Source organism: Azoarcus indigens, assembly GCF_004361735.1.
In the GTDB taxonomy this organism is placed as follows: Bacteria; Pseudomonadota; Gammaproteobacteria; order Burkholderiales; family Rhodocyclaceae; genus Azoarcus; species Azoarcus indigens.
Genome location: NZ_SNVV01000047.1, coordinates 1 through 4,900, shown reverse-complemented (window position 1 = coordinate 4,900; position 4,900 = coordinate 1). Strand labels below are relative to the sequence as shown.

Below are 4,900 nucleotides of genomic sequence, written 5' to 3'. Positions count from 1 at the left end.
AGCACCAGGCCCAGCGCCACCAGGGCGTAGAGGCCGATGTAGTTGAGCAGGGTGACGTAGAAGGGCGGGAGGAACTGCGGGGCGATGGCCAGCAGGACCAGGAAGACGGCGAGGACGAGGCGGGGCGGGATCATGGCACGGTCGCTGGGCTGGGCTGTGGCCTTGGGGGTGAGCGTGTTGGGGTCCAGCGCAGGTGAGGCGTGGTCAAGCGCGGGCGAGGCGGGGTCAAGCGCGGGCGCTTGGGGCACCACGCCAGCGCGGCGGAAGGCTTGGAGGCGGCTGCGCAGGCTCATTCTTCTTCCTCCAGGTGGTGGCTCTTCAAGGAGCGCCACAGCAGCACCGGGATGATGAGGGTGAAGACGATGACTTCCTTGTGGGCGCTGGCCCAGAAGGAGGAGAAGGCTTCGAGCAGGCCGACCAGCACGGCGCCGGCGGCGGCCACCGGGTAGCTCGCCAGGCCGCCGATGATGGCGCCGACGAAGCCCTTGAGGCCGATGAGGAAGCCGGTGTCGTAGTAGATGGTGGTGATGGGGGCGATGAGCACGCCCGAGAGCGCGCCGATGAAGGCGGCGAGCAGGAAGGTGAGGCGCCCGGCCAGCGCCGGCGAGATGCCCATCAGCCGGGCGCCGTTGCGGTTGATGGCGGTGGCGCGCAGGGCTTTGCCGTACAGGGTGCGCTCGAAGAACTGGTACAGGATGATGATGAGGGCGAGCGAGGCGACGATGACCCAGATCGTCTGGCCGGACACCGGCATGGAGCCCAGGTCGAAGCGGGCGTCCGAGAACGGCGGGGTGCGCTGGCCTTCGGCGCCGAAGAAGAGCAGGCCCAGGCCGACCATGCCCACGTGCACCGCCACCGAGACGATGAGCAGGATGAGCACCGGCGCGGCGGCGATGGGTTGATAGACGAGCCGGTACATCAAGGGGCCCATGGGCACGACGATGGCCAGCGCGAGCAGGATCTGCGCGGGCATCGGCAGGGTCGCCAGCGGCAGCGCGCCCAGCAGCAGCACCAGCGCCACCGGGTAGGCGAGGTTCCAGCCGAGGATGCGCACCAGCTTGCCGCCCTGGCCCTGGCGCAGCGCGGCCGCCCCTTCCAGGCCGGCGGCGAACACGCCCATGCCCAGCAGCAGCCACACCGTGGCCGGCACCGTGCCCGCCTGCACCATCGCCAGCGTCAGCGCGCCGTAGGCGACGAATTCGCCTTGCGGGATGAAGATCACCCGCGTCACCGCGAACACCAGTACCAAGGCCAGCGCCAGCAGCGCGTAGATCGCGCCGTTGGTCAGGCCGTCCTGGCCCAGCAGGGCCGCTATCTGAAAGTCCATGTCACCCGCTCCGCCGCGCCCGTCGCGGGCACGCTGCTCGAAAAGGAAAACCGAATACGAAGTCCCGCCGCGGCGCTCAGCGCGCAGGCAGCGAGGCGTGACGCGCCGGAGCGCGACGCGGTATTACCGTTCCGGGTAGGGAATGGGCTGAAAGGAAAGCCGGGGAAAGGCCGCGCCCTGCGGGCGATGCCAGCCACGAACACGAAGCGGTCGCGGCCCGGAATGCGGGATGCACCATGTCTCTACTCCTCCTTGTGTCGTCCCCGGTGGCGGCTTTTGCCGCTCTTGCTGGGGAGGCGCCCCGCCTGGAGCGCCGGCCGGAACGGATTCCGGCATGGCTGAACGTTAGCAGCGACAAACTAGCTTGTCAAACACTTGTTCAAATGATTAGTTAGTTCTATCTTGAAGGCAGTCCGCTGCCAACCCGCAGCAACGCAACCCTTATCATTCAGCCCTTCGCCCACCACCAGCCCTTTACAACATGAATCCGGCCGCCCTCCCCGCTTCCGCCGCGATCAGCGCACAGGATGCGCAACCCCATGATGTCGAAGCGGAAATCCTGCGCCTGGCGCGCGAAGAACCCACCCTGGGCCAGGCCGCCGTGGCCGAGCGCCTGCGCCAGGAGGGGCTGCAGATATCCGCTTCCGGCGTGCGCTACATCTGGCAGAAGCACGGACTGGAAACCACGGTGAAGCGGCTGCAGGCGCTCGCCAGCCAGTCCGGCGACGGCCTGGCCGCCCTCACCGACAACCAGCGCCGCCTGCTGGAGCGGGGCGAAGTCAGCGCGCAACTGAGCGCCCAGCTGAGTGCGCAGCAGTCGCGCACCGGCGCCGAAGGCGAAGACAGCGAGCGCGGCGAGGAAGAACCACCGGAGCGCCGCCAGCTCATCATCAACGCCGCCGCCAAGCTCTTCTCCGAACAGGGCTACGACCGCAGCTCGATACGCGACATCGCCCGCGAAGTCGGCCTGCTGCCCGGCTCCGTCTATCACTACTTCGCCTCCAAGGAAGAGCTTTACCTGGCGGTGCACCGCGAAGGCTTCACCCGCGTGCTGGCCAAGGTGAAAGCCGCCGCCGCCACCGGCACCGATCCCTGGGACCGCCTCACCCGCGCCTGCGTGGTGCATATCGTCGGCATCGTCGAAGGCTCGCCGGTGGATCGCATCACCGGCCACAACCTCGCCATCACCGGCAACCGCGAACTCTTCGCCAAGATCCAGCCGCTGCGCGACGCCTACGAGGGCGTGTTCCGCAACCTCGTCAACGCCCTGCCCGTCGCCCCCGGCACCGATCTCTCCCTGCTCCGCCTCTTCCTCCTGGGCGGCATGAACTGGGTCTACCTCTGGTACCACCAGGGCCGCCGCAGCCCGGAAGAAATCGCCCACGCCATGGTGGACATGCTGCGCCGCGGCGTGCAGGCCTGAGCGCGAACCCCAAGCTGCCGGGAAAACCCCGGGAGGTTCGCGTTTCCTCAAGCCACTGATCGGAAACCGCTTTTTCCTGGCAGTCCAATCCACCCGGATCGAACCACCGCTTTTTCTGCACGGTTCGCGGACAAAGGCACGCCCAGGCTGAGGAATCAGCGTGTTACGGTGGCAGAGTCGCGTCCCTCGCGGACGCGTGGATTGAAACCCTGCTGGGCGAGTTGGGAGTATGTCCGGGCTTAGTCGCGTCCCTCGCGGACGCGTGGATTGAAACGAGTGCGCACCAGAGGAACGGCGGACACGACGAAGTCGCGTCCCTCGCGGACGCGTGGATTGAAACGAGGCCGAAATGGTGCCCATGGACTATGCGGACGGGTCGCGTCCCTCGCGGACGCGTGGATTGAAACGTCATCGCCGCCCACCTCTCCGGCGTCGTACCCATGTCGCGTCCCTCGCGGACGCGTGGATTGAAACCGGCGTCTTCGGGGCATCAATTGGACTATCCGGCTGTCGCGTCCCTCGCGGACGCGTGGATTGAAACGCTGCTGGTGATGATCCGCGCGCACGAGGAAAGCGGGTCGCGTCCCTCGCGGACGCGTGGATTGAAACGGTGAGGTCCGCGTACTGAATGGTGAACCGCCGCACGTCGCGTCCCTCGCGGACGCGTGGATTGAAACGGCCTGGCCGAGCAAGCGGGGTGGGTTTCTCCCTGGTCGCGTCCCTCGCGGACGCGTGGATTGAAACAAGGAGCCCCCGCCGGTTCCGCGGGAGTTGCGGCCGTCGCGTCCCTCGCGGACGCGTGGATTGAAACCCAGTCTGGCACCAGCTCGCGGACGCTCCAGGGGTGTCGCGTCCCTCGCGGACGCGTGGATTGAAACGGGTTTACTGCGTACCTGGTGGCCGACATGGCGGTGTCGCGTCCCTCGCGGACGCGTGGATTGAAACCTGCTGGGCTGGGGTTTGCTCCGCCTGATCCTGCCTGTCGCGTCCCTCGCGGACGCGTGGATTGAAACCGCTTCCACCGTGAGGCGCCCCGCGGCAAGCTTGGTGTCGCGTCCCTCGCGGACGCGTGGATTGAAACGCCCGCCTGCTGGACCGCACTGCCGCGGTCCAGGTCGCGTCCCTCGCGGACGCGTGGATTGAAACAGCAAGCAGGTGATCGACACCGCGGACCGTCTCGAGTCGCGTCCCTCGCGGACGCGTGGATTGAAACATCTTTGGCGACATCGGCGAGAGCTGGTGGGAAGAGTCGCGTCCCTCGCGGACGCGTGGATTGAAACCAGGTCATCGCCGTTATCGTCGATGCGGAGGTATGTCGCGTCCCTCGCGGACGCGTGGATTGAAACCTGCCGTCTCGGGCGCTGCAGATCGCATCACGCTGTCGCGTCCCTCGCGGACGCGTGGATTGAAACCTGCCGAGTGCTTCGGCGATTTCCGCGGCAGTGCGGGTCGCGTCCCTTGCGGACGCGTGGATTGAAACGGCCGGAACATGCCTATCCCTGTGCGCGAGGACGGGTCGCGTCCCTCGCGGACGCGTGGATTGAAACGTGAGCGTGCTACTGCTCAGCAGATACCGCTCTGGTCGCGTCCCTCGCGGACGCGTGGATTGAAACCCAATACCCCATCCGAACAAAATGTCCCATCCGCGTCGCGTCCCTCGCGGACGCGTGGATTGAAACACGGATGGGCTGGATGGCATGGTGGCCGGCTTGGGCGTCGCGTCCCTCGCGGACGCGTGGATTGAAACGCGCGGCGGCGTCCACGCCGGATAGCCCATCCACCAGTCGCGTCCCTCGCGGACGCGTGGATTGAAACGTGGGTACCGCCTACGCACAGCGCGTGGTCGCGTCGCGTCCCTCGCGGACGCGTGGATTGAAACGCGCGATGGACGATCACCCGCACGCCCAGGCGGTCGTCGCGTCCCTCGCGGACGCGTGGATTGAAACGCCTGCCGCTGGCCCAGAGGTGGAAACCATGGGGCACGTCGCGTCCCTCGCGGACGCGTGGATTGAAACGGCTGGGGCATCAAGGCAAATGCATGGATGCTGGGGTCGCTGTCAAGCGACACGAGGATTTAACCCCCTGACGACATCTGGAATTGACCCCCTGGGTTAATCAACTCTCCGCGGTGATCGGGGTGGGGGCCGCGG

At 67.0% G+C, this 4,900-nt stretch carries 3 protein-coding genes and 1 CRISPR repeat array; of the genes, 1 reads left to right on the top strand and 2 read right to left on the bottom strand.

Annotated elements, in window-relative coordinates:
- Together C7389_RS24445 and C7389_RS24440 are read right to left on the bottom strand one after the other, a co-directional pair.
- The coding region (locus tag C7389_RS24445) for a hypothetical protein (RefSeq protein WP_211342535.1) at positions 1-293 on the bottom strand (293 nt) is incomplete at its 3' end.
- Positions 290-1,327 carry a branched-chain amino acid ABC transporter permease gene (locus C7389_RS24440; RefSeq protein WP_133595277.1) on the bottom strand — a complete coding sequence of 346 codons (1,038 nt, stop codon included), beginning with the start codon at positions 1,325-1,327 and terminating at the stop codon, positions 290-292. The genes C7389_RS24445 and C7389_RS24440, both read right to left, overlap by 4 nt.
- A 481-nt stretch (positions 1,328-1,808) precedes the next feature.
- Between C7389_RS24440 and C7389_RS24435 the strand changes: the two genes are divergently transcribed.
- Complete coding sequence (locus tag C7389_RS24435; protein WP_133595276.1) at positions 1,809-2,750, top strand: TetR family transcriptional regulator; 942 nt, start codon at positions 1,809-1,811, stop codon at positions 2,748-2,750.
- 176 nt (positions 2,751-2,926) lie between these two features.
- A CRISPR array of direct repeats spans positions 2,927-4,765; the repeat unit is 32 nt; unit sequence GTCGCGTCCCTCGCGGACGCGTGGATTGAAAC.
- Positions 4,766-4,900: the final 135 nt, after the last annotated feature.

Excerpts from the sequence above, each read along its gene's own strand:
- C7389_RS24440 (WP_133595277.1), bottom strand. The coding sequence starts at position 1,327 with ATGGACTTTCAGATAGCGGCCCTGCTGGGCCAGGACGGCCTGACCAAC.
- C7389_RS24435 (WP_133595276.1), top strand. The coding sequence starts at position 1,809 with ATGAATCCGGCCGCCCTCCCCGCTTCCGCCGCGATCAGCGCACAGGAT.